Here is a 21,460-nt window from a genome sequence, read left to right on the forward strand (position 1 = left end):
TCAGGACTCGGTGGCGCGCAGCACGTAGCCGATGCCGCGCACGGTGTGGATCAGGCGCGGCTCGTCCTCCGCCTCGGTCTTGCGGCGCAGGTAGCCGACGTAGACCTCGAGGGAGTTGGCGGTGGTGGGGAAGTCATAGCCCCACACCTCCTCGAGGATGAAGCTGCGGTCGAGCACCCGCCGCGGCCGCCGCAGGAACATCTCGAGCAGCGTGAACTCGGTCCGGGTGAGCTCGATCCGACGGGTGCCGCGCAGGACCTCGCGGGTCGTGACGTTCATCGTCAGGTCGGCGAAGGAGAGCACCTCCTCCTCCGCACCCTCCTCGGCCGGCACGACCCGACGCAGCAGCGCGCGCACGCGGGCAAGCAGCTCCTCGAGCGCGAACGGCTTGGTGAGGTAGTCGTCGGCGCCGGCGTCGAGGCCCTCCACCCGGTCGCCCACGGCGTCGCGCGCGGTCAGCACGATGACCGGGACGTCGTTGCCCGCCGTCCGCAGTGCGCGCGTCGTCTCGAGGCCGTCGAGCTTGGGCATCATCACGTCCATCACCACGACGTCGGGCGCGACGGCGCCGATGCCGGCGAGGGCCTCGGCTCCGTCGGCGGCCAGGTGGACGTCGTAGCCGTTGAACTCCAGGGAACGACGCAGCGACTCGCGGACCGCACGGTCGTCGTCGACGACGAGGATGCGGGCGGGCGCGGCAGGACGACTCACGCCCCCATCATGGCCGATGGGCCTGAGCGGTCGCTGAGAGGCGCGGAGCCGCCCCGCATCCGGGGCCAATCACCCACGGGTCCCGACTTTCCAGGCGGCGTCTTCGCCTCGTGGATGCTGACCGTCGTGGACATGCGTCCAGAATGCTTGGCCCGACTTGCTCTGGTCAACGGAAGGCGAGAGGACTCCAGGGCTGCGGAAGGTCAGAGGTAGCGGCCTGCGAGCCGCGCCGCCCGCGCGGCGTACTGCCCGCCGAAGAGGCAGGCGTGCACCAGCAGCGGGAAGAGCTGGTGGTAGGCCACCCGGTCCTCCCAGCCGTCGGCCAGGGGCGCGACCTCGTCGTAGGCGCTGACCACCTGGGGCAGCTGGGGGAGCCCGAAGAGCGCGAGCATGGCGAGGTCGACCTCGCGGTGCCCGGCGTAGGCGGCGGGATCGATCACGACCACGCGGTCGTCGTTGGTCCACAGCACGTTGCCGTTCCACAGGTCGCCGTGCAGCCGGGCGGGGGCCTCGACGGGGACGATCTCCGGCGCTCGCGCGGCCGCGGTGTCGATGACCGCCGCGTCCTCGGCGCTGATCATGTCCTTGTCGCGCAGCACCTTGAGGTAGGGAGCGACGCGGCGCTCGGCGTGGAACTCCGCCCAGGTCGGGAGGGTGCGGTTGAGCATCGGCAGACGACCGATGTAGCCGTCGTGCTCGGCGCCGAACCCGTCGGCACCGGCGAGGTGGGTCCGGGCCAGCGCCCGGCCGAACGCGCCGGCCGCCTCGGCGCCCGGCCGTCCGGTCTCGATCCAGGCGAGGATCAGGCAGTCGTCGTCGGCGCCGAGCACCTCAGGGGTCGCGACGCCGCCGGCTTCGGTGGTCTCGGCCAGCCAGCGCAGGCCGGCCGCCTCACGCTGGAAGAACTGCGGGGGCGCGCTGGTGAGCGTCTTGAGGAAGGCGGTGCGACCGTTGGAGAGGCGCAGCTTGACCGCCGTGGCGACGTCACCGCCCGCGACCGGGCTGGTGGCGACGACCGACGAGCCCAGGAGCTGCTCAGCTCGGGCGGCGACCGTGGGCTGCCGCGTCATCACTCACACCCCCCGGCGGAACCCGTCAGGCCTTGCCCTTGAGCGCCTTCGGGATCTCGCGACCCTGCTCGATGGCGCGCTCGGGTGCCTTGACCTTCTTGAAGCTGCGGATCGCGACCAGGACGAGCACGACGGCCAGCAGGACGTAGAAGCCGGTCACGATGAGGAACGCCCAGTGCAGGTCGAGCCCGTCGCCGTTCCAGTGGATCAGGTAGGCCGCGGCGACGGAGAACATGATGATCGCGAGGACCAGCAGGAAGCCGGCCGCGGCGACGAGCCCGAGTCCGACGCCACCCGCGGTCACGCTCACCTTCAGCTCGGCCTTGGCCAGCTCGATCTCCTTGCGCACCAGCGTCGAGAGGTCGGTCTGCGCGTCCTTGATCAGGCGCCCGATGGTGGGCTCTTCCGCCTGTCGTTCGATGGCCATGGGGCCGACCTTACCGACACGACTAGCGATGCGCCGATCTATGGCGCCGTCGCGAGCGTCGTGAGGCGAGTGCGCTGGCGAGCCAGTGGCGCGATGGCAGGCCGGGCGCCTCCCGAGCGTCCCTGGCGCCGCCAGCGTGCCGCATCGCGGCGCGCAGCAGGCGGGATAGGTCGGCGCACCGCTAGACTCGGGGGCAGGTGAGCCGGGAAGTCTGGTCGGCACGCGCGGGACGATCCTCGCTGCGTTGTGCTCCGTGACGACCCCAGGAGGTCCGATGTCCGACGCCCGCCCACCCCACGACCTGTGGCGCCAAGGCCCGGTCTGGACGGCCAGCGACAAGCCTCTCGCGCGGTACGTCGCCCGCCCGTTGCGCGACTTCCTCCGCATCGAGTCCGCCGGCTCCGTCCTGCTGCTGGCGGCGACGGTCGTCGCGCTGCTGTGGGTGAACCTGCCCGTGGACGGGTGGGCCGAGGGCTACGACCACTTCTGGCACACGCCGGTCGGCTTCGAGTTCGGCGACTTCCGGATGGAGGAGTCGCTGCAGCACTGGGTCAACGACGGCCTGATGACGATCTTCTTCTTCGTGGTGGGCCTGGAGATCAAGTACGAGCTGGTCCACGGCGACCTGCGTGACCCGCGCACCGCGGCCCTGCCGATCGTCGCCGCCGTCGGCGGCATGGTGGTGCCGGCGCTGATCTACGTCGCCATCGCCGGTGGGGGTGACACCGGCGCCGGGTGGGGCATCCCGATGGCGACCGACATCGCCTTCGCGGTCGGCGTGCTGGGCGTCCTCGGTCGTCGGATCCCCTCGGCAGCGCGGTTGTTCCTGCTGACGCTCGCGATCGTCGACGACATCGGCGCCATCCTCGTCATCGCGGTCTTCTACACCGAGGACGTGGCGCTGGAGTGGCTCGTGCTCGCGGTCGTGCTCCTCGTGGCCATGGCCGTCGCGCGAGCGGCGCGGGTGTGGTTCATCCCGGCCTACGTCGTGCTCGGTGTCGTCGCCTGGTATGCCCTGCTCGAGTCCGGCGTGCACGCCACCCTGGCCGGGGTCGCGATCGGACTGCTCACGCCCGCCGTCGCCCTGCTCGACGCCTCCGTCGCGAAGGACTACGCGGTCGCGGCGCTCACCGACAAGGACCTGGACGCCGAGGAGTCGCACCGGCTGCGCTTCTTGATGAAGGAGTCGGTGCCCGTCGTCGAGCGGCTGCAGGAGAGCCTCCACCCGCTGTCGTCGTACGTCGTGCTGCCGGTCTTCGCGCTCGCCAACGCCGGTGTCGTGGTGACCGGCGGGGTGCTCGGCGACGCCGTCACGTCGACCGTCGCGCTCGGCATCGGCGCCGGCCTGGTGATCGGCAAGCCAATCGGCATCGCCCTCGCCTGCTTCCTCGCGATCCGGCTCGGACTCGCTCGCATGCCCGAGGGCACCAGCTGGTCGCAGCTGGTCGGCGTCGGTGCCGTCGCCGGCATCGGATTCACCGTCTCGCTGTTCATCGCGGGCCTGTCGTTCCCCGGCTCCGAGGTCCTGACGGCCGATGCGAAGGTGGGCATCCTGATCGCCTCCGTCCTGGCCGCCGTGGTCGGTGTGGTGGTGCTGCTCGTCAGCGGTCGCAGTGTCGGCGAGCCGACAGAGCGGACGTCGGACGGCTGACGTCGGGGCGTCGGCCACCGGGTCATCGTGAGGTCATCCCACCTCCGCACCCGAAAGGCCGATGCCATGCTTCGCAACCTCACCCCGACCAAGGTCGTCGGATCGGTCGCCCTCGTCGCGCTCCTCGGCGCGATGGTCGGCGCGGCCCTGCTCGTCGAGACCGCGCCCGGCTACTACTGCACGGGCGACTGCACCAGTCGAGCCGACATCGTCGGCGCGATCTTCGGTCTCCACGAGACCGGCACCGTGATCGGCAACCCGGGCCTGCTGACGCTCTACCAGGTGATCGGCGCCATCGCCGCGGTGACGCTCGTCGTCAACAAGATCGTCGACAAGCGCATCGAGGACGCCCGTGGGGCGGACGTGGGGTCAGGACGCTGAGAGCAGTGCTGCCGAGCCGAGGATCCGCTCGACGGTGACCCGGAGTGCCACCCGCTCCGGGTTGGAGCTCGGCGGCCGGTAGCGGGCGGCGTACCGCTCACAGGCGCGAGCGATCGACGCCTCGTCCTCGAGCACCTCGGCGGTGCCGACCAGGGTGGACCAGCGGGCCCGGTCGACCGAGCTGATCGTCAGACGGGGGTCGCGGCGCAGGTTGGCGACCTTCTGAGACCCGCGGCGGGTGATCACCCAGGCGCACCCCTGCGCCGGGTCCAGGATCGCGCCGACCGGGACGGCGTGTGGGGCGCCGTCCCGGTCGAGCGTGCTGAGGATGCAGAGGTGGTATTCCGCCCAGAACTCCGCGAGCGGGGCGGGCAGGTCGGTCCAGTTGAACGACGGCAGGGCGGGCACGGGACTCCTGGCGGGGCTGGTCGGTCGAAAACGGATTCACCACGGTATGTAGGTGAGTAGGCGCATCCCGTGTGGAACTCCACTACAGAAGCGGACACTCGCCCACATACCGTGGTGAATCGTCGCCGACTCGCCCACATACCGTGGTGAATCGGCCTCGATCGGGACGGCCAGAGGATCAGTCCTCGGTGGAGGTCGCCTGGCCGGCCGAGATGAGGTCCATGATCGAGGCGTCGGCGAGGGTCTGCGTGTCGCCGACGGTGCGGCCCTCGGCGACGTCGCGGAGCAGGCGGCGCATGATCTTGCCGGAGCGGGTCTTCGGCAGCTCGGGGACGATCATGATCTGGCGCGGCTTGGCGATCGGGCCGATCTGGCTGCGGACGTGGTCGGAGAGTTCCTTGATGATGTCGGGCCCACCATCGCCGGCCTCGTTGCGGAGGATGACGTAGGCGACCACGGCCTGGCCGGTGTCGGGGTCGGTCGCGCCGACCACGGCGGACTCGGCGACCTTCGGGTGGGACACCAGTGCCGACTCGATCTCGGTGGTCGAGAGGCGGTGGCCGGAGACGTTCATGACGTCGTCGACGCGGCCGAGGACCCAGATGTCGCCGTCCTCGTCCTTCTTGGCGCCGTCGCCGGCGAAGTAGAAGCCCTGCTTCTTGAAGCGCGACCAGTAGGTGTCGACGTACCTGTCGTCGTCGCCCCACAGCGTGCGCAGCATGGACGGCCACGGCGAGGTGACGACGAGGTAGCCGCCGGAGCCGTTGGGCACGGAGCGGCCCTCGTCGTCGACGACGTCGGCCTCGATGCCGGGGATCGGGGTCATCGCCGAGCCAGGCTTGCCCGCGGTCACACCCGGGAGCGGGGAGATCATCACGGCGCCGGTCTCGGTCTGCCACCAGGTGTCGACGACCGGCGTACGGTCGCCGCCGATGACGTGGCGGTACCAGACGTAGGCCTCGGGGTTGATCGGCTCGCCCACGCTGCCGAGGATCCGCAGCGACGACATGTCGAAGGAGTCGGGGACCTCGCTGCCCTGCTTCATGAACGAGCGGATGGCCGTCGGCGCGGTGTAGAAGAGCGTGACGCCGTAGTCCTGGATGATCTTCCACCAGCGGCCGGGCTCCGGGCTGTCGGGCGTGCCCTCATAGAGCACCTGGGTGACACCGTTGGCCAGCGGTCCGTAGGCGATGTAGCTGTGGCCGGTGACCCAGCCCACGTCGGCGGTGCACCAGTAGACGTCGGTCTCGGGCTTGAGGTCGAAGACCGCATGGTGGGTGTAGGCCGCGCCGGTCAGGTAGCCACCGGTCGTGTGCAGGATGCCCTTGGGCTTGCCGGTCGTGCCGGAGGTGTACATGACATAGAGCGGGTGCTCGGCGTCGAACGCCTCGGGGGTGTGGTCGGTCGAGGCGGACCCGACGGCGTCGTGCCACCACACGTCGACGGCGTCGTCCCACGCCACCTCCTGGCCGGTACGACGGACGACCAGCACCTTCTCGATCTTGTCGGTCTTGGTGCGGGCCTCGTCGACGGCCGGCTTGAGGGCCGAGGGGGTGCCGCGGCGGTAGCCGCCGTCGGACGTGATGACGACCTTGGCCTCGCAGTCGTCGACGCGGGAGGCGAGGGCGTCGGCGGAGAAGCCGCCGAAGACGACGGTGTGCGGGGCGCCGAGGCGCGCGCAGGCCAGCATCGCGACGATCGCCTCGGGGATCATCGGCAGGTAGATCGCGACCCGGTCCCCCTTGCTCACGCCGAGGGCGGTGAGCGCGTTGGCGGCCTGGGAGACCTCGTCCTTGAGCTGGGCGTAGGTGATGTCGCGGGTGTCGTCAGCCCCGCCAGTGATCGGCTCGCCGACCCAGTGGATCGCGACCTTGTCGCCGCGACCTGCCTCGACGTGGCGGTCGACGCAGTTGTAGGAGGCGTTGAGGGTGCCACCGGTGAACCACTTGAAGAACGGCGGGTTCGAGTCGTCGAGCACCTGGTCCCACTTCGTGGCCCAGGTGAGCCGGTCGGCCTGCTCGGCCCAGAAGGCCTCCCGGTCGGCGGCCGCGGCGTCGTAGGCGTCGGCCGTCACGTTGGCGCTCGCCGCGAGGTCCGCCGGCGGCTCGAAGCGGCGCTCCTCCTTGAGGAGGTTGGAGATGGTCTGCTCGGTCGAGGACGGGCCGGTCGACTGGTCGCTCACGGTGTTCTCCTGCTCGGTTGGGTGCCACTGGTCACATTAGGACCCTCGGGAAGTGTGGTCACCTGGGGTTGCATCGGGGTTGCTCCGGTGGTTGAGGTGCCGCGAGCGAGGAACGAGCGAGTGGCCTCGAAACCTCTGTGCCGACCTACGCAAGGTGGGCCCGGAGGTTTCGAGGCTCCTCGCTGCGCTCGTCGCACCTCAACCAGCGGTGGCCTCGGTCAGTGGTCGACGGCCTGCTCGGCACCGGCCACGGTGAGGGCGCGGACCTCGAGCTCGGTGAAGCACTCCTCGGCGGAGGGCTCCTTCGAGGTGACGGTGCCGAGCCAGCCGAAGAAGAAGCCGAGCGGGATCGAGACCAGGCCCGGGTTCTCCAGCGGGAACCAGCTGAAGTCGACGCTCTCGGGGAAGAGGGCGGCGTTGGTTCCGTCGGCGTTGAGCTGGCCGGAGACCACCGGCGAGAAGAACACCAGCGTGATCGCCGAGAGCAGGCCGCCGTAGATGCTCCACACCGCACCGCGGGTGTTGAAGCGTCGCCAGAACATGTTGTAGACGATCGACGGCAGGTTGGCCGAGGCCGCGACCGCGAACGCCAGCGCGACGAGGAAGGCGATGTTGAGGTTCTGCGCCGGGATGGCCAGGATGATCGCGATGAGGCCGATGGTGCCGGCGGCGATCCGCGTCATCCGCAGCTCCTCCTTCTCCGTGGCCTTCCCCTTGCGGAGGACGTTGTTGTAGAGGTCGTGGGCCACCGACGTCGACGACGCCAGCGTGAGGCCCGCGACCACCGCGAGGATGGTGGCGAAGGCGACCGCCGCGATCACGGCCAGCAGGATCGCGCCACCCGTCGAGCCGGAGCCGCCGCCGACGGCCTCGGCGAGCAGTGGCGAGGCCAGGTTGCCCTTCGACTCCTTCACCGGGGCGAAGTCGTCACCCTTCAGCAGGGCCGCGGCGCCGAAGCCGAGGACCAGCGTGAAGAGGTAGAAGACACCGATGAGGCCGATCGCCCACAGCACCGACTTCCGGGCGTCGCGCGACGTCGGCACCGTGTAGAAGCGGATGAGGATGTGCGGCAGGCCGGCGGTGCCGAGTACGAGCGCGAGGCCGAGGCTGAGGAAGTTCAGCTTGCTGGTGAGGTCGGCGCCGTACTGCAGTCCGGGCTCGAGGAACGACGACGCACCCTTGTTGTCCGGACGCTCGCCGTAGGCCTGCGCCGCGGAGCCCAGCAGCTCGGAGAGGTTGAAGTCGAACTTCGCCAGCACCATCACGACGATGAGCGCGGAGCCCGCCATCAGCAGGACGGCCTTGACGATCTGCACCCAGGTGGTGCCCTTCATGCCGCCGACGGTGACGTAGAAGATCATCAGCACGCCGACGCCGAGGATGACGAGGTTCTTCACGGCCTGGCTGTCGACGCCGAGCAGCAGCGCGACGAGGGCGCCGGCACCGACCATCTGGGCGAGCAGGTAGAAGATCGAGACCACGACGGTCGACGTGGCGGCCGCCGTGCGGACGGGGCGCTGCCGCATCCGGTAGGCGAGCTGGTCGGCCATCGTGAACTTGCCGGAGTTGCGCAGCATCTCGGCGACGAGGAGCAGTGCGACCAGCCAGGCGACGAGGAAGCCGATGGAGTAGAGGAAGCCGTCGTAGCCGTAGATCGCGATGGCGCCGGAGATGCCGAGGAAGGACGCCGCCGACATGTAGTCGCCACCGATGGCGAGACCGTTCTGCACGCCGGAGAACGACCGGCCGCCGGCGTAGTAGTCCGCCGCGCTCTTGGTGTTGCGGCTGGCCCAGATCGTGATGGCGAGGGTCAGCGCGACGACGCTGAGGAAGAGGATCGTGGTGAGTGCCTGGTGGTCCATCAGTGCTTGCCTCCGTGTCCGGACCGGCTGGTCAGCTCGACGAAGCGCTCGTCGAGCTCACGGGCCAGGGGGTCGAGCTTGTCGGTCGAGTAGCGGCTGTAGAGCCACGCGATCGCGAAGGTCGTCACGAACTGCAGCAGCCCGAAGACGAGGGCGACGTTGATGTTGCCGACGACCTTGGTGGCCATGAAGTCGCCACCCCAGTTGGAGAGGACGACGTAGAGCAGGTACCAGGCCAGGAAGGCGATCGTCGCGGGGAACACGAAACTGCGGTAGCGCCTGCGGAGCTCGGCGAACTCGGCGCTGGCGTGCAGCTCGTCGTACGCCGGATCGTGGCGGGCCGCCACGTCGTCTGCGTCGTGGGGCGAGAGGTCGGATGACACGACGGGCCTCCTCGGGATCGGTGATGTGACCGCGGTCACGGACGTTCCGACGCTAGGAGCGCCCCGGTCCGCGCCGGGAGGGGTGCGGTCCGGTGGCGCGCCCAGCGGGGACCGGTTGTCGATGAGCGGTCGGTCCGCCGCGACCAACGGTCGTTGGATGTGAGGGGGCCCACAGGTCGTCGCCGTGACAGACCATCTCCGTTCTGATTAGGTAAGCCTTACCTGTCTCGGATCTCAGGAGTTCTCGCCATGCCCCAGCTCCCGCTACACCATGTCTTCCACCCGGCCAACGCGGACCACTACGCCGCGTCGCTCGGCGCCGGCATGGACCACCTCCTCCGCCACCTCAAGGGCGTCGACCGACCGGCCACCGGCACCGGTCCGGACGAGGCCGCGGCCCGGGTCGACGCGGTCGACCTCGACCGCCCGCTCGGTGACGTCGACGAGGTGCTCGCGGAGATGTCGACACTGTGGCTGGACGACGCCGTGTGGTTCCACGAGCCGCGCTATGCCGCCCACCTCAACTGCCCGGTCGTCGTACCAGCGCTCCTGGCGGAGCTCTTCGTCGCCTCGGTCAACAGCTCGCTGGACACCTTCGACCAGAGTGTCGGCGGCACCTTCATCGAGCGCCGCCTGATCGACTGGACCGCCCAGCGCATCGGGTTCGGTGGCGGCGACCACGTCCCCGACGGCGTGTTCACCAGCGGCGGCAGCCAGTCCAACCTGCAGGGCCTGCTGCTGGCCCGCGGGCGCCACGAGGGCCTGCGCTCCGAGCGGCTGCGCATCCTCGCGTCGGCCGAGAGCCACTTCTCGGTGCAGAAGTCGGCCCGGCTGCTCGGCCTCGGCGACGAGTCGGTGGTCAGCGTCCCCACCGACGACCGGCACCGGATGGACCCCGAGGCGCTGCGCCGCTCGCTCGGCGCGTGCGTCGACCTCGGGCTGGTCCCGATGGCGATCGTCGCGACGGCCGGAACCACCGACTTCGGCGCGATCGACCCGCTGCCGCGGATCGCCGATCTCGCCCGGGCCTACGATGCCTGGCTCCACGTCGACGCGGCCTACGGCGGCGGCCTGCTGGTGTCGCCGCGGCGTCGGCACCTGCTGGACGGCATCGACCGCGCCGACTCGGTGACCGTCGACTACCACAAGACGTTCTTCCAGCCGGTCTCCTCCAGCGCGATCATCGTGCGCGACGGGGCGACCCTCGCGCCCGCTCGGTGGCACGCCGACTACCTCAACCCGCGCGAGGCGACCACCCCCAACCAGGTCGACAAGAGCCTGCAGACCACGCGCCGCTTCGACGCCCTCAAGCTGTGGCTGACGCTGCGGTCGATGGGGCCCGACCTGCTGGGGGAGTACGTCGACGCCGTCATCGACCTCGCCGGGTCGGTCCACCGTCAGACGGCCGGCGAGCCGGACCTCGAGATCGCGGCCGCTCCCGAGCTCAGCACCCTCGTCTTCCGCTACGTGCCGACCGACCGGTTGCTCGACGAGGCCCGGCTCGCGCAGCTCAACAACCGCATCCGTGACGAGCTCTACGCCTCCGGCGCCGCGATGGTGGCCGCCACCAAGGTCGATGGCGTACAGCACCTCAAGCTCACGCTGCTCAACCCGATGGCCACCGTCGACGACATCGTCGGCGTGCTCGACACGGTGCGGGCCTTCGGTGCCCGCCTGGTCGACGAGGTCTGTCCGGTGGTCGAGGAGCTTGCGCAGCAAGCGCCGCGAGACCTGGTGGCCCTGCGTGCGGAGGCGGTCCGGTGATCACCCACGACTTCATCGGCATCGGGCTCGGCCCCTTCAACCTCGGTCTCGCCGCCCTCGCCGATCCGCTGCGCGGCAGCGACGTGTCACCAGAGCTGGACGGTGTCTTCCTCGAGGCACGCGACGGCTTCGACTGGCATCCCGGGATGCTGCTCGACGACGCGACCCTGCAGGTGCCCTTCCTCGCGGACCTGGTGACGATGGCCGACCCGACCTCGCGCTGGTCCTTCCTCAACTACCTCAAGCAGTCCGGGCACCTCTACCCGTTCTACATCCGCGAGAGCTTCTACCCGCTGCGCCGGGAGTACGACGACTACTGCCGCTGGGTCGCCGAGCGGCTCGACAGCATCCACTTCGGGCAGCGGGTCACGAGCGTCGAGCACGACGGGGCGGCGTACGTCGTGCGCTGCGACTCCGGCGAGACCCGGCGCACGAGGCGCCTGGTGCTGGGCATCGGCACGTCGCCGCGGGTGCCCGACGCGCTCGACGCGGTCGCCGGGCGGGCGCACACCACGCACTCGGCCGACTACCTCGCCCACAAGGCCGCGCTGCAGCAGCAGGAGCGGATCACGATCGTCGGCAGCGGCCAGAGCGCGGCCGAGATCTACCACGACCTGCTGTCGGAGGCGCCGGACCACTCCTACGAGCTGGTCTGGCTCACCCGCAGCCCGCGGTTCTTCCCGATGGAATACACCAAGCTCACCCTCGAGATGACCTCGCCGGAGTACGGCGCCTACCACCGCGCACTGCCGATGGAGACGCGCGACCGGCTGGCCCGCGACCAGCGGCACCTCTTCAAGGGCATCAGCGGCGACCTGGTCGACGCGATCTTCGACCTGCACTACCAGCAGCGGGTCACCGGGGACGGACCGCGCACCACGCTGCTGACCCACACCGAGGTCCGCGCGTCGCGGCCCACCCGGGACGGCGCCGAGCTCGACCTGCTGCACACCGAGACGGGCGAGTCGTTCGGTCTCACCACGGGCGGTCTGGTGCTCGCCACCGGCTACGCGCCGACGGAGCCGTCCTTCCTCGACGGCATCGCCGACCGGATCCGCCGCGACGCGCGCGGCCGCTACGACGTCGCCGCCGACTACTCCGTCGACGTCGTCGGTGGTGAGGTGTTCGTCCAGAACGCCGAGGAGCACACGCACTCCCTGCTCGCCCCCGACCTCGGCATGGGCCCCTACCGCAACTCGGTGATCATCGCCGCGATGCTCGGCCGCGAGGCCTACCCCCTGGAGAAGCGGATCGCCGTGCAGACCTTCGGGGTGCCCGACCACCTGCGCCGCCCGATGGCGCTCGAGGCCGAGGAGGCCACCCGATGAGGAGCGACATCACGATCGAGCCGCTCGACCTGGAGCGCGACCTCGACCTGTTGCACGCGTGGGTCACCCACCCGCGCTCGTCCTTCTGGATGATGCAGGACGCGACCGTCGACGACGTCCGCTCGGAGTACGGCGACATCGTCGCCTCCGACCACCACGACGCGTGGCTCGGCCGGATCGGCGGCCGACCCACCTTTCTCGTGGAGACCTACGACCCGCGCCGCGCGCCGGGCCTGGCGGACCTGCCCGAGCTGATCGACGGCGACCTCGGGATGCACGTGCTCGTCGCACCGCCGGCCGGCCGACCGGTCGCGGGCCTGACCACTGACGTCTTCGACGCGGTGATGGCGTTCTGCTTCGACGACCCCACGGTGCGCCGGGTCGTCGTCGAGCCCGACGTCCGCAACCACCCGATCCGCGACAAGAACGTCGGCGTCGGCTTCACCGAGCTCCGCGAGATCCCGTTGCCCGGCAAGACCGCGATGCTCTCGGTGTGTCCGCGGGAGGACTGGGACGCACCGATGGTGGTGCCCGCCGGGGCTGCTGTCGGTCGACCGATGACAGGCAGCCTCCTTCGGTCGTCGAGCAGCCCGCGAGGAACGAGCGGGCGTATTGAGACGCCCGACCACCTCACGCCCGACCACCTGACGCCTGAGCTGCTCGACCGCGCCCAGCGGCACCTGGTGGCCAAGGCGCTGGGCGAGTTCTCCCACGAGCGGCTGATCGCGCCGACCGACCGGGGCGAGGGGTGGTGGCGGGTCGAGACCGACGCGTCGTCGTACGACTTCACGGCGCGGGTGCACGCGCTGGAGCACTGGGTGGTCGACGCCGCCTCGATCGTGCGGACCCGGGACGGAGAGGTCGTGGCCGCCGATGCGCAGGAGCTGATCGCGGAACTAGCGCCGGTCCTGGGGATCCCGGACGCGCTGCTGCCGACCTACCTGGAGGAGATCGCCTCCACGCTCGCCTCGACGGCCTGGAAGGTGCGGCACCGCCGGACGCCGGTGGCGGACCTGGTCGACGCCGGCTACCAGGAGCTGGAGTCGGCGATGACCGAGGGGCACCCGGCCTTCGTCGCCAACAACGGTCGGATCGGCTTCGACCTCGACGACTACGTCGCCTATGCGCCCGAGACCGGCAACACCGTGCGGCTGCACTGGCTCGCCGCCCGGCGCGAGCTCACTCGCCTCTCGCTCGGCGCGGGTGAGACCGAGCAGTCGCTCCATGACGCCGAGCTCACCGACGCCGACCGGAGCTCGTTCGAGGCGACCCTCCGCGCGCTCGACCTCGATCCTGCCGACTACCTCTACCTGCCCGTGCACCCCTGGCAGTGGACGCACAAGCTGGCCATCACGTTCGCCCCCGACCTGGCGCGGCGCGACCTGGTCCACCTCGGCGAGGGCAGCGACGAGCACCGGCCGCAGCAGTCGATCCGCACCTTCTTCAACGCCAGCCGGCCGGAGCGGCACTACGTGAAGACGGCGCTGGCGATCCAGAACATGGGTTTCGTCCGCGGTCTCTCGCCGGCCTACATGGCGGTGACGCCGGCGATCAACGACTGGGTGGCCGAGACCGTCGCTGCCGACGGGGAGCTGCAGGACTGCGGGTTCGGCATCCTGCGGGAGATCGCGGCGATCGGCTACACCGGCGATGCCTTCCACCGCTTGGCCACGCCCTCGCCGTACCGCAAGATGATCGCGGCGCTCTGGCGCGAGAGTCCGGTCCCGCGGCTCGAGGAGGGCGACCAGCTCACGACCATGGCGGCGCTCCTGCACCGCGACGCCGACGGCGACGCCCTCGTGACCGCGTGGATCAAGGCCTCGCCGCTGGCGGCGGCGGACTGGGTGCGGTCCTACCTGCGGTCCTACCTGCGTCCGCTCGTGCACTGCCTGCACCGCTATGACCTGGCGTTCATGCCGCACGGCGAGAACCTGCTGCTGCGGCTGCGCGACCACGTGCCGGTCGCAGCGTTCATGAAGGACATCGGCGAGGAGATCGCCGTGATGGGCGACCTGCCGCTGCCGGCCGAGGTGGAGCGGGTGCGCGGCGACTTCCCGGACGACGTGAAGGCGCTCGCCGTCCACACCGACGTCTTCGACGGGGTGCTGCGCTTCCTCGCAGCGATCCTCGACGAGGACGGCGTGCTGGCCGGCGAGGAGTTCTGGGACCTGGTGCGGGAGACCGTGGAGGCCCACGCGGCCGACCACCCCGAGCTGGCGGACGCCGCCGAGCGCTACGACCTGCTCCGGCCCCGCTTCCGGCACAGCTGCCTCAACCGCCTCCAGCTGCGCAACACTCTGCAGATGGTGGACCTGACGGACCAGGCCGAGTCGCTGATCTTCGCCGGCACCCTGCGCAACCCGATCGCGCGCCCGGACGGCGAGAGCCCTCACCCATGAGCATCACCCGTGATCGCTGGGGAATCCCCACGGTCGTCGCCGGCTCGCTGCTGGAGGTGGCGCGGGCGCAGGGGCGAGCCATGGCCGCGGACCGCGCCGGGCAGCTCGAGCTGGAGCGCCGGCGCGCGGAGGGGACCTGCGCCGAGGTCTACGGTGCCGCCGCGCTGGAGTGGGACGTCTTCGCGCGCCGGGCTCAACTGGTCCGCACAGCGCAGCGGGCGCACGCCGCGCTGTCCGGGGAGAGCGTCGCCTTCTTCGGTGCGTACGTCGAAGGGCTCAACGAGGTCCTCGACCGCGACCGGCGCTGGGAGGCATGGACGCCGTTGGCCGTCTTCGCCGTGCAGCACGTGCTGTTCTCGGGCTTCCCGAGTCAGCTGTGGCGTCGCCACCTCGCCGCCTCGGCCGCAGCGGAGTGGCTCCCGCTGTTCCGCCACGAGGGGCTGCCCGGCGGCAGCAACGCCTTCGTCGTCGCGGGGTCGCGGACCGCGAGCGGGCTGCCGCTGATCGCCGGCGATCCGCACCGGATCATCGAGGCGCCCAACTGCTACGCCCAGGTGCGCCTCGTCTGCACCGACCCCGCCGACTCCTTCGACGTCGCCGGCTTCACCTTCCCCGGGCTGCCGGGGGTCCAGCACTTCGCGCACGCCGGGGAGGTTGCCTGGGCGATCACCAACGCGGTCGCCGACGACGAGGACATCCGCCCGGTGGTTGCGGGCGACATGGTCCGGCGGGAGCGCACGACCGTGCGGGTCCGGCAGGACGACGGCTCGCTGCAGGCCATCGACATCGAGCTCGCGGAGACCGACCACGGGCCGGTCGTCCTCCACGACGCCGGCGAGGACGGCGAGGACGGCGAGGACGGCGCGGCGTCCTACAGTCTCCGCTCGCCGTCCTGGGTGCTGGGTGACCTCGGCCTCGACGCCGTCGTCGACCTGCTGCGGTCGCGCAGCGCCGACGACGTGACGGCCGCCTTCGGCCGCTGGGTCGGGCCGGTCAACAACCTGCTGGTGGCCGACCGGGGCGGCGTCGTGGAGCACCGAGTGGTCGGGCGGGTCCCCCAGCGTGACGCCGATCGGCGGTGGACAGGCTGGGTCGAGGACCTCCCGCGCCGGACCGGCGACGTGCTCGTGACCGCCAACCACCGCGCCACCACGGAGTTCTCCCGGATCGGCAGCGACTTCGCGCCGCCCCATCGGGCGCGGCGGATCGAGCAGCTGCTGGCCGAGCGCCTCGCCGAGGGGCCACTCGCGGTGGACGCCGCAGCGGCCGTCCTGGCCGACGACCGGCAGAACGCCGGCACCGCCCTGCTCGACCTCGTCGGCTCACTGACCGGGCTGGGGCCGGCCGCGACCGCGCTGCGCGACCGGCTGCTCGTCTGGGACCGGTCGATGGCGGTCGGCAGCGTCGACGCCGCCCGCTTCGCCGAGGTGCGTGCGGCGGTCGTGGACGCCTTCGCCGCCGCCCCCGCCCTCGCCGGACTCGACGGCTCGCCCCACGGTGAGCTGTTCGCGCCCTGGTTCGACCTGCGCGGCCGGGTCCGGCTGTGCCTGCCCAACCTGCTGGCCGCCGACCGACCCTTCGGGCTCGATCCCCGTGCCCTCGTGGCCGCCGCGCTCGAGGAGGTGGCGGCCGGGCCCGACCCGGCGCCGTGGGGTGAGTGGCACGTCGTACTCCCGTTGACCCCGCACCACCAGTTCGGGCTCCCGCTGCCCGACGGTCTGCCGGCCGCTCCGTCGCTGCCGGTCCCCGGCGACGACGACTGCGTCCTCGCCACCAAGTCGCTCGGTGGGCGGGGACCCTGCGTCCAGGGCCCCGTCGCCCGCTACGTCTTCGACCTCGCCGGTGACAGCCGTTGGGTCGTCCCCCTCGGCGCCGCGGGGGAGCCCGCCGACCCCCACCACCACGACCAGCAGGCCGTCTGGGTTGCCGGCGGCGTCCTGCCGCTCGAGCGCCACGACGTCCGCCCCCAGGAGAACCCGTGAACGTGAGCCTGCGCCCCGTCGATCCGGCAGCCGACGCGCCGACCATCACCAGGTGGGTGGTCGCCGACCGCGCCTCCTTCTGGGGGATGGGCGACCTGGGCGTGGAGGACGTCGCCCAGATCTACGGCTACATCGACGAGCAGGATCATCTCGCGTCCTACGTCTTCGAGGTCGACGCGGCCCCGGTCGGCCTGCTGCAGACCTACGACCCGGAGGTCGACGAGATCGGGGCGTTCTATGACCGCCGCCCCGGCGACGTCGGGGTGCACCTGCTGCTCTCCGACGACCCCGCCCGGATCGGGCGTACGGCGGAGGTGCTCGCCGCGGGCTTCCGCTTCCTCACCGCCCTGCCCGGCATGCAGCGCCTCGTGCTGGAGCCCGATGCCCGCAACGAGGCGTCCCTGGCCCTGCTGGACAGGCTGGGCGCGGAGCGCGGCCCGCTGGTCGACCTGCGGACCTCGATCAGCGAGAAGCCGGCGCAGTTCTACTTCTTCGACCGCCAGCGGGCGCTGGATGTGGCCAGCTCAGGCGAGCAGTGCTGACAGGTCCAGCTCGATCGAGCCGAGGTCTGTGACCGCGACGGCGCCGGTCGGTTCGTCGTCGGTCAGGCTCAGGCCGATCTCCCAGCGGTCGCCGGCGTTGATCAGCACGGTCAGGGTGCGGGCCGTCCGGTCCACGATCCAGTAGTGCGCGATGCCGGAGAGGCGGTAGTCGTCGGTCTTGCGATAGAGGTCCTCGGCCCGGGTCCAACGGGAGAGGATCTCCACCACGAGCACCGGGAGGTTCGGTGACCACACGTCGTCGTCGCGGACGACCTGGACGGCGACGTCGGGGACGCGCAGCGAGCCGGTCGGCAGGTCCACGCCGCGGTCGTAGCGGACGATCGCCTCAGGGAACGCCTGACGCAGGGCGATCGCGATCTCCAGGCCGACGCCGTTGTGGTCGCCGCGGGCCGGCGGACTCATCAGCGCCACTCCGTCGACGTACTCGGCGCGGACCTTCTCCGGCAGCCGGTCGAACTCGGCGCGAGACATCGGCCGACGCTCGAAGCGGGTGGGGTAAATGGTCTCCATGGCCTGATCCTGACGAATCGACACATCCAACTCCTCCAGTGTGCACGCCGCTCCCGAGATGGAGAAGCGAAACGAGGCTACGCAGCAGGCAGGTCCGGCACCGCCGTCCTCCACAGCGGGTGAGCCCGTGAGGTCCGTGAGCCCGTGAGATCGAGTTGACGCAATGAAATCGGCAGGCACGCCGGTGCGAAACGAGCGGCGCACAGGATCGGGGTCATCATCCGATTCCCGGCGTCTCGAGACGTTTGCTGCGCAAGCTCCTCGACGACCGGCACCCGCGAGGAGCCTGCGTCATGACCCTCACCACCAACGGCCCCGACGAGTCCGTCGTCGCTGCGCCGACCGCCCCCGCCGCGCAGCGCCGCGGTGGGCGCTGGATCGATGACTGGCGTCCCGAGGACCCGGAGTTCTGGGAGTCGACGGCCGCGCCGATCGCCAAGCGCAACCTGATCTGGTCGATCTTCGCCGAGCACCTCGGCTTCTCGGTCTGGCTGATCTGGAGCGTCTCGTCGGTCTTCCTGGTGGCACAGGGCTTCGCCTTCACCCCGTCGCAGCTGTTCTTCCTGGTCGCGATCCCCAACCTGGTGGGTGCACTGATCCGGGTGCCCTACACCCTCGCGGTCGGCCGGTTCGGCGGACGCAACTGGACGATGATCAGCGCCGGGCTGCTGCTGATCCCGACGTTGTCGTTCGCCTACGCCGTCACCCAGCCCGGCACGCCGTACTGGGTCTTCTGCGTGATCGCCGCGACCGCCGGCTTCGGCGGCGGCAACTTCGCCAGCTCGATGGCCAACATCAACTTCTTCTACCCCGCCCACCTCAAGGGAGCCGCGCTCGGCCTCAACGCCGCCGGCGGCAATCTCGGCGTCGCGATCATCCAGCTCTTCCTGCCCGTCATCGTCGGTGGCGCCGGCATCTTCGGCCTCGTCAAGGCGTCCGAGGGTGGCATCCACCTCCAGCGCGCCGCCTGGGTCTATGCGGGTCTCGCGGTCGTCGCCGTGCTCGCCGCCTTCTTCTTCATGGACAACCTCTCCAACGCGCGCACCGACACCAAGCAGCAGCTCAGCGTGCTCAAGCACCGGCACACGTGGGTGATGTCGCTGCTCTACATCGGCACGTTCGGCTCCTTCATCGGCTACTCCGCCGCCATGCCGCTGCTGATCAAGCTCAACTTCTGGCGCCAGCCCGTCCCGGCCGTCGAGGGCATCGGCATCAACTTCGCCTTCTACGCCTTCCTCGGAGCCCTCGTCGGATCCGTCGCCCGACCGCTCGGCGGCCACCTCGCCGACCGCTTCGGCGGCGCCCGGATCACGGTCCTGGCGTTCGGCGGCCTCGTGCTCGGCACGCTCGGCATCCTGCTCACGCTGGGTCAACTGCAGGAGCTGCCCCCGGCACCCGACAAGGCCGCCCTCGCCGCGATCGCCGCCGACCCGGCCGCCTTCTCCTACCCCGACAGCGTGCGTGCCGCCGTCGAGAACAACGCCGACGTGTTCCCGGTCTTCCTCGGCATCTTCCTCTTCGTCTTCGCCTGCACCGGGATCGGCAACGGCTCGACCTACAAGATGATCCCGGCGATCTTCCGCAAGGACGCCGTCGTCGCGACCGCCGAGGGCAGCCCCGAGCGAGAGCTCGCCGTCCTCGACGCCACCAAGAAGTCGTCCGCCGCCGTCGGCATCATCGGCGCGGTCGGCGCGATCGGCGGCTTCCTCATCCCGATCACCTTCAACAGCCCGTGGGTCACCGCGCCGCTCGACGCGACCAGGAGCGCCTTCACGATCTTCACCGCGTTCTACGTGGTGTGCCTGGTGGTGACCTTCACGGTCTACCTCCGCAGGCGGAAGGGCGCCGCCGCCGACAGTGGGTACGTCGGAGTCTGACTCGCTGGTTGGGGTGCCGCGAGCGAGGAACGAGCGAGTGGCCTCGAAACCCCTGTGCTCACCTGGCGGAGGTGGGCCCGGTGGTTTCGAGGCTCGTCCCTTCGAGGCTCGCTGGCGCTCGCACCTCAGGACAAGCGCGCGCTCCTCGCACCTCAACCATCGGAGGGTGTCGACCGGCGGAATCTCAGATCACGCCGAGGGCGAGCATCGCGTCGGCGACGCGGATGAAGCCGGCGATGTTGGCGCCGTCGACGTAGCTGCCGGGAGACCCGTAGGCATCGGCCGTCTCCAGGCAGCGGTCGTGGATGGCGGTCATGATCTCGGCCAGCCGCGCCTCGGTGTGCTCGAACGACCACGAGTCGCGCGAGGCGTTCTGCTGCATCTCCAGGGCGCTCGTCGCGACCCCGCCGGCGTTGGCGGCCTTGCCGGGCGCGAAGGCCACGCCCGCGTCGGTGAGGACCCGGACCGCGTCGGGGGTGCAGGGCATGTTGGCGCCCTCGGCCACGACCGTGCAGCCGTTGCCGACGAGGGTGACCGCGGCCTTCTCGTCCAGCTCGTTCTGGGTGGCGCAGGGCAGCGCGATGTCGCAGGGCACGTCCCAGATCGACCCGCCGGCGATGTGGCGGGCGCTGCCGCCCCGCTCCTCGGCGTACGACGTCAGGCGCTCGCGTCGCGTCTCCTTGACGTCCTTGAGCAGCTCGATGTCGAGCCCCGTCTCCTCGACGACGTAGCCGCCGGAGTCGGAGCAGGCGATGACGGTGGCGCCGAACGCGGCGGCCTTCTCGGCGGCGTGGATCGCGACGTTGCCCGACCCGGAGACGACGACACGCTTGCCGTCGAAGGACGAGCCACGGGTGCGGAGGATCTCGTTGGCGAAGAAGACCGTGCCGTAGCCGGTGGCCTCGGTGCGGACCAGCGATCCGCCCCAGCTGATGCCCTTGCCGGTCAGCACGCCGGACTCGTAGCGGTTGGTGATACGCTTGTACTGCCCGAACATGTAGCCGATCTCGCGGCCGCCCACGCCGATGTCGCCGGCGGGGACGTCGGTGTATTCGCCGATGTGGCGATAGAGCTCGGTCATGAACGACTGGCAGAAGCGCATGATCTCGCCGTCGGAGCGGCCCTTGGGGTCGAAGTCGCTGCCGCCCTTGCCGCCGCCGATCGGCATGCCGGTCAGGGCGTTCTTGAAGATCTGCTCGAAGCCGAGGAACTTCACGATGCCGAGATAGACCGACGGGTGGAAGCGCAGCCCGCCCTTGAACGGGCCGAGCGCGGAGTTGAACTCGACCCGGAAGCCGCGGTTGAGCTGCACCCGGCCGGCATCGTCGACCCACGGGACCCGGAAGATGATCTGGCGTTCGGGCTCGCACACGCGGCGGATGATCGCGGCGTCGGCGTACTCCGGGTGGAGCCGGACGACGGGATCGAGGCTGTCGAGCAGCTCGCTGGCGGCCTGGTGGAACTCGGTCTCGCCGGGGTTGCGGGAGAGCACCTCGTCGAAGATCGGCTGCAGGGTCGCGTTCAGGGTCACCGCCCTACGGTCTCATCGACCCCTCTCAGCCCGTTCGTGAGGTCGTGAGAACTCGTTGACGCCCGCGTGCGCGCGGTCGACCGCGACCCGAAATGTCGACCGGGTCCAATGGGCAGGTGAGCGACACCTCCGCCGTGCGAACCCACTGCCCCTACTGCAGCCTGCAGTGCGGCATGAAGGTCGCACGCAAGGGTCGCGCGGGCATCGAGATCGGCGCCTGGGAGGAGTTCCCGGTCAACGAGGGCGCCATGTGCCGCAAGGGCTGGACCTCCGGCGAGCTGCGCGGCTCGCGGGAGCGGATCACCAGCCCGATGGTGCGCGACCGCGACACCGGCGAGCTGCGGGCCGTCGGGTGGGACGAGGCTCTCGACCTCGTGGCCGACCGGATCCGCGAGCTCCAGCTCGAGCGCGGCAATGACGCCGTCGCCGTC

Annotated in this window: 18 protein-coding genes; 9 read left to right on the forward strand and 9 right to left on the reverse strand. The window is 70.7% G+C overall.

Annotation, left to right across the window (positions count from 1 at the left end; all coding sequences use genetic code 11):
* The 3 genes from E9934_RS18240 to E9934_RS18250 all read right to left on the reverse strand — a co-directional run bounded on the left by E9934_RS18240 (position 1) and on the right by E9934_RS18250 (position 2,208).
* Positions 1-711 (reverse strand): response regulator transcription factor, encoded by a 711-nt coding sequence (locus tag E9934_RS18240; protein WP_136564338.1) that lies wholly within the window; start codon positions 709-711, stop codon positions 1-3.
* A 203-nt stretch (positions 712-914) separates the two neighbouring features.
* Complete coding sequence (locus tag E9934_RS18245; protein ID WP_136564339.1) at positions 915-1,781, reverse strand: fructosamine kinase family protein; 867 nt, start codon at positions 1,779-1,781, stop codon at positions 915-917.
* Between the two features lie 25 nt (positions 1,782-1,806).
* Positions 1,807-2,208, reverse strand: coding sequence for a phage holin family protein (locus tag E9934_RS18250; protein WP_136564340.1), 402 nt, complete (start codon positions 2,206-2,208; stop codon positions 1,807-1,809).
* 274 nt (positions 2,209-2,482) lie between these two features.
* On the opposite strand from E9934_RS18250, the gene nhaA reads away from it, so the two are divergent.
* Together nhaA and E9934_RS18260 are read left to right on the forward strand one after the other, a co-directional pair.
* A complete protein-coding gene (gene nhaA, locus E9934_RS18255; protein ID WP_136564341.1) occupies positions 2,483-3,859 on the forward strand; it encodes a Na+/H+ antiporter NhaA in 1,377 nt (458 codons plus the stop codon).
* A gap of 66 nt (positions 3,860-3,925) precedes the next feature.
* The gene (locus E9934_RS18260; protein WP_136564342.1) at positions 3,926-4,240 is read left to right on the forward strand and encodes a hypothetical protein; all 315 of its coding nucleotides are present in this window, start codon (positions 3,926-3,928) and stop codon (positions 4,238-4,240) included.
* On the opposite strand, the gene E9934_RS18265 is transcribed toward E9934_RS18260, so the two are convergent.
* The 4 genes from E9934_RS18265 to E9934_RS18280 all read right to left on the reverse strand — a co-directional run bounded on the left by E9934_RS18265 (position 4,229) and on the right by E9934_RS18280 (position 9,075).
* The gene (locus E9934_RS18265) at positions 4,229-4,648 is read right to left on the reverse strand and encodes a pyridoxamine 5'-phosphate oxidase family protein (protein ID WP_238695048.1); all 420 of its coding nucleotides are present in this window, start codon (positions 4,646-4,648) and stop codon (positions 4,229-4,231) included. The two genes, E9934_RS18260 and E9934_RS18265, sit on opposite strands and share 12 nt — an antisense overlap.
* Positions 4,649-4,826: 178 nt before the next feature.
* Positions 4,827-6,830: an acetate--CoA ligase gene (acs, locus tag E9934_RS18270; protein WP_136564343.1), complete on the reverse strand. Its 2,004-nt coding sequence runs from the start codon at positions 6,828-6,830 to the stop codon at positions 4,827-4,829.
* A gap of 218 nt (positions 6,831-7,048) precedes the next feature.
* Positions 7,049-8,692, reverse strand: a complete 1,644-nt coding sequence (locus tag E9934_RS18275) for a solute symporter family protein (RefSeq protein WP_136564344.1) — start codon at positions 8,690-8,692, stop codon at positions 7,049-7,051.
* Positions 8,692-9,075 carry a DUF485 domain-containing protein gene (locus tag E9934_RS18280; RefSeq protein ID WP_202977381.1) on the reverse strand — a complete coding sequence of 128 codons (384 nt, stop codon included), beginning with the start codon at positions 9,073-9,075 and terminating at the stop codon, positions 8,692-8,694. The genes E9934_RS18275 and E9934_RS18280 overlap by 1 nt, the downstream gene beginning before the upstream one ends.
* Before the next feature lie 249 nt (positions 9,076-9,324).
* Between E9934_RS18280 and E9934_RS18285 the strand changes: the two genes are divergently transcribed.
* Genes E9934_RS18285 through E9934_RS18305 form a run of 5 tightly spaced genes read left to right on the forward strand, consistent with a single transcriptional unit; the run spans position 9,325 to position 17,090 of the window.
* Complete coding sequence (locus E9934_RS18285) at positions 9,325-10,839, forward strand: pyridoxal phosphate-dependent decarboxylase family protein (RefSeq protein WP_275106651.1); 1,515 nt, start codon at positions 9,325-9,327, stop codon at positions 10,837-10,839.
* Positions 10,836-12,167 carry a lysine N(6)-hydroxylase/L-ornithine N(5)-oxygenase family protein gene (locus tag E9934_RS18290; protein ID WP_136564345.1) on the forward strand — a complete coding sequence of 444 codons (1,332 nt, stop codon included), beginning with the start codon at positions 10,836-10,838 and terminating at the stop codon, positions 12,165-12,167. The genes E9934_RS18285 and E9934_RS18290 overlap by 4 nt, the downstream gene beginning before the upstream one ends.
* Positions 12,164-14,566: a GNAT family N-acetyltransferase gene (locus E9934_RS18295; protein ID WP_136564346.1), complete on the forward strand. Its 2,403-nt coding sequence runs from the start codon at positions 12,164-12,166 to the stop codon at positions 14,564-14,566. The genes E9934_RS18290 and E9934_RS18295 overlap by 4 nt, the downstream gene beginning before the upstream one ends.
* On the forward strand, positions 14,563-16,548 hold the full coding sequence (locus E9934_RS18300) for a penicillin acylase family protein (protein ID WP_136564347.1): 1,986 nt from the start codon (positions 14,563-14,565) through the stop codon (positions 16,546-16,548). The genes E9934_RS18295 and E9934_RS18300 overlap by 4 nt, the downstream gene beginning before the upstream one ends.
* The gene (locus E9934_RS18305; RefSeq protein ID WP_158295062.1) at positions 16,545-17,090 is read left to right on the forward strand and encodes a GNAT family N-acetyltransferase; all 546 of its coding nucleotides are present in this window, start codon (positions 16,545-16,547) and stop codon (positions 17,088-17,090) included. The genes E9934_RS18300 and E9934_RS18305 overlap by 4 nt, the downstream gene beginning before the upstream one ends.
* Here E9934_RS18305 and E9934_RS18310 read toward each other — a convergent pair.
* Complete coding sequence (locus E9934_RS18310) at positions 17,073-17,621, reverse strand: Uma2 family endonuclease (RefSeq protein WP_136564349.1); 549 nt, start codon at positions 17,619-17,621, stop codon at positions 17,073-17,075. The genes E9934_RS18305 and E9934_RS18310 overlap by 18 nt on opposite strands.
* Before the next feature lie 293 nt (positions 17,622-17,914).
* Between E9934_RS18310 and E9934_RS18315 the strand changes: the two genes are divergently transcribed.
* Positions 17,915-19,498 carry an MFS transporter gene (locus E9934_RS18315; protein ID WP_136564350.1) on the forward strand — a complete coding sequence of 528 codons (1,584 nt, stop codon included), beginning with the start codon at positions 17,915-17,917 and terminating at the stop codon, positions 19,496-19,498.
* Between the two features lie 184 nt (positions 19,499-19,682).
* Here the strand turns inward: E9934_RS18315 and gdhA are convergent, their stop codons facing one another.
* Positions 19,683-21,023, reverse strand: coding sequence for an NADP-specific glutamate dehydrogenase (gdhA, locus tag E9934_RS18320; protein WP_136564354.1), 1,341 nt, complete (start codon positions 21,021-21,023; stop codon positions 19,683-19,685).
* Positions 21,024-21,145: 122 nt separating this feature from the next.
* Between gdhA and E9934_RS18325 the strand changes: the two genes are divergently transcribed.
* The coding region (locus E9934_RS18325; RefSeq protein ID WP_238695049.1) for a molybdopterin-dependent oxidoreductase at positions 21,146-21,460 on the forward strand (315 nt) is incomplete at its 3' end.

It is taken from the genome of Nocardioides caeni (assembly GCF_004912195.1).
GTDB lineage: Bacteria > Actinomycetota > Actinomycetes > Propionibacteriales > Nocardioidaceae > Nocardioides > Nocardioides caeni.